The sequence below is a fragment of the Pirellulales bacterium genome, from assembly GCA_035939775.1.
In the GTDB taxonomy this organism is placed as follows: Bacteria; Planctomycetota; Planctomycetia; order Pirellulales; family DATAWG01; genus DASZFO01.
Genome location: DASZFO010000246.1, coordinates 1 through 3,503, shown reverse-complemented (window position 1 = coordinate 3,503; position 3,503 = coordinate 1). Strand labels below are relative to the sequence as shown.

Genomic DNA, 3,503 nt, shown 5'->3' with positions numbered 1-3,503 from the left:
CGCCGCGATGGTTGAGGAACAAAAGGGGACTGTCCCCCTCTCCTCAAGCGGTTTTCGGATAGGCTCTCGGCGGCAAGTCACGCTCAAGATGACCGATCGCTTGGGCAGCCCGGCGATTTGCGGCTTCTGGCGGCCGACGATTCTCTTGCCGCGCGGATTTCCAGCGGGTCTCGATCGCGAACAGGTACGAATGGTATTCGTTCACGAGCTGGTGCATTGGCGGCGCGGCGATTTGCAGGTGAATTGCATCCAAACGCTGCTCCAGATACTGTACTTCTACAGCCCGGCCGTTTGGATCGCGAACCTGCTCATCCGCCGGCTCCGCGAGCAGGCGGTGGACGAAACGGTCCTCGTCGCCGTCCGCGGCCAAAGCGAGCGATACGCGGCCACGCTCCTCGACATCGCCGGCGCCACGCTGCAGCCCGCGGAAGCCATGCTGCGGCTGATCGGCGTGGTCGAATCCCGCCGCGCTCTCTCGACGCGAATCCGTCACATCCTCAGCCGACCGATTCCTCTTACGGCCAAATTGGGACTCACCGGCTTGGCGATGATCGCGGCCAGCGGAGTGCTTCTGCTGCCGATGGGCCAACGCGAGCGGGCGGCCATGGCAGATGATCGCCCGAACGCAAAAGAATCCTCTACTTCGGACAATCGCGATTCCGACTCGAAGGATGCTTCAAGAACGGAACGGGCCGGCGCGGCAAAGGGCATGGATATCGACGGCGATCCATTGCCGGCCGGCGTCATCGCCCGGCTGGGCACCAAGCGATTTCGGCCCGCGCGTGAGCCAGTTGCGCTAACCTACGGGGACGATGGAAAGACTTTGGTGCAGGTCACTAGTGATGGTTGGCTGCAGCGGTGGAATCCGACTTCAGGTCGGTTGCTAGGCGAAAATCGCCTTTGGGAGCATCAGATTCCACGAAATTCCGCCGCATTTGGTGGCGGCCGAGCGGGCGCATTTGGATGGCATTTTGATGACGAGCGGGGCGAGAACGTGCCTTGGCTTGGCGTATTCGATCAGTCATCGGAGCGCCGACTCCTCCAATTGAACTTGGGGAAGCAATGGGGCGTGCATCTCGCCTTGTCGCCCGACGGAAAGACGCTCGCCTACGGTCGAGACAAAGTTCAACTTGTCGACATTGATCGCCAAGCGGAGATCGCGAGCCGGGATATTGGCGTTCGCTCAATTGAATCAATCGTCTTCTCTCCCGATGGAAAATCGTTGGCCGTCGGCGGTCACGAGGGCAATTTCATGCTTTGGAACTGGCGCGCCAATGAAGAGCCGCGCTCAATCGAGATTCCAAGCAATCCGAACTTCGGTCCTTACCCGGTTTGGGCGTTCGTATTCTCGCCAGACGGGGCAACGGTGGCCGTTGTCAACGGGAATCACGACTTCAAAAAGGTCTATCTGTTCGACACCGTTAAAGGGCAAACTTTGCGGACCTTCAGCGCGCCCGGCGGCGAGGATTGGGGCGAGTACTGCCTGGCATTTTCGCCCGATGGTAAGTTGCTGGCCACTTCGATCAGCGACCAGAGTGCAGGCGGGGGGGTAGCCCTCTGGGAGGCTTCGAGCGCCCGACTGGTTCGCAGGCTCCGAGGTCTATTTGGCGGCGCCTCGTTCCTGGCGTTCTCGCCAAACGGCCGGCAACTCGCGGGATCATGCGAATGGAGCTCGACGATGTGCGTTTGGGATTTGAAAACGGGTGAACCGATCGCCGCGGACGTTTCAGGGCACACCCAACCGCCGAATTCAATCCGATTCCTTCCCGGTGATGATCAACTGGCGACTGCCGGCGATGATGGCACGATCCGCATTTGGAATCTTGGCGAGTCGCGCCAACTGCGGGTCATGCGGCACGCGCCGGACGAACGCCACGGCGATCCTTGGATTCGAGCGATGGATGTATCGCCCGATGGGAGATTTGCCGTCTCTTCGAGCATCGACGATACCGTTCGATTGTGGGAATTCGCTACCGGCCGAGAGATTTACCGTTTGCCCGGCCACGGTTGGTCAGGGGGTTATCGAGCGTTGCGCTTTACGCCCGACAGCAAGCAGTTTGCGTCATGGGGCGACGACATGCGCGTCTACGTGTGGGATGTCGCAACGGGCAAAGCAGTACAGGAATTCCAAGCAAAGCCCGCCGGTCTACAAATGGAGTCTGACGCGCTAGGTAACCCGCCATTCTCGTCTCCAACGGGCCGAGAACCCATGCTCAGCGCCGGTTGCTTTTCCGCGGACGCGAGTACGCTGACTCTGCTTTTAGACACAGCCCGCCGTTTTTCGGTCCGCACTGGCGACGAGCTACAGCCAATCGCATATCAAGCTGGATCGAGCAGTCGAACGGCATTATCACCTGACGGCCGATATCTGCTGACGACGACCTGGACCTTAAAAAATTGGATGGGGAAAAACGGCCTGGGCGGCGCAACGCTTGCTAAGAGTGTACCAATTGAATTACGAAGTTTTGTCGATGGTAGTGTTCTAAAAAAACTCGATTTGCCGGGTCGAGGCGTGGGCCCCGTCGCGTTTTCACCCGACGGCCACCTTGCCGCGGTGACGGTCGGGGGCTACGAGGACCAAGCACGAGTTGAATTGCTCAAGATTCCGGATTTGTCCCAGGTGAAGCATATTGACTTGCCGTCCGCGGCACATGCAATCGAGTTTTCCCACTCCGGCAAATTGTTGGCGGTATCAATTGCCGATTCCACTGTGCTCGTGTGGGATTTGGATCAATTACCGAAGACGAAGAATCCGTAGCTGCCTACCGGAGCCATGTTGACCCGCACGCACCCGAGGTAGCGACCACGAACAAATCAGCCCTGTCAAGCGAGGTAGGCAAGGAGCAACATCATGCGGCGAAGCCGCGGGCAATGTAGCAGGCACGCTCCGCGTCCCGTGGCCGCAACGGCACACGGAGTGTGCCTACTACAATATCGGAGGTTGCGATGATGCGATTAGTTTTCATTACCGCGCTGGCAATCACGAGTTTCGGCGCGAGTGCTACAGCCCAGCAGCCCGCGGCGAATGCACAACCGAAGCTAACGCCCGCGCGCCGCTTGGCGTTCTCGCCGGATGGCAGATCGCTGGCGGTCGCTTACGGCGGCGTTGACACGTTGATTGTTTGGGATTTGGCCGCGCGGCAGCCGCGGATTGCGCTGCACGAGAAGGCGGTGATCCATTCCCTCGCCTATTCATCGGCGGGAGCCGTGCTGGCCATCGGCGTCGGACCGATGGCGAAGCTGCTCGATCCGAAGACGGGGGAAGTTCGCCGCGAGTTCAACGCGCACCAACAGACCGTCAATGGCGTGGCATTCACGCCCGACGGGAAGCAATTGGCCACGGCCGGCGCCGACGCCCAAGTGAAGCTGTGGGATGTGGCCACCGGCGGCGATCCGCTTCAAACATTCTCCGGCCCAAACGGACCAACCGTCAACGTGGCGATCTCCCCCGACGGCAAGTGGCTGGCGGCCGCCTGCGCCGCCCCGGATGGTATCCATGTCTG

Annotated in this window: 2 protein-coding genes; both read left to right on the top strand. The window is 60.3% G+C overall.

Translation table 11 applies throughout. The features are described 5' to 3' along the window. Positions 1–2,758 (top strand): M56 family metallopeptidase (locus VGY55_15520; protein ID HEV2971383.1); only part of this gene is annotated, 2,758 nt, incomplete at its 5' end. A gap of 188 nt (positions 2,759–2,946) precedes the next feature. Then, positions 2,947–3,503, top strand: a 557-nt coding sequence (locus VGY55_15515; protein HEV2971382.1) for a hypothetical protein, incomplete at its 3' end; no start/stop codon positions are given.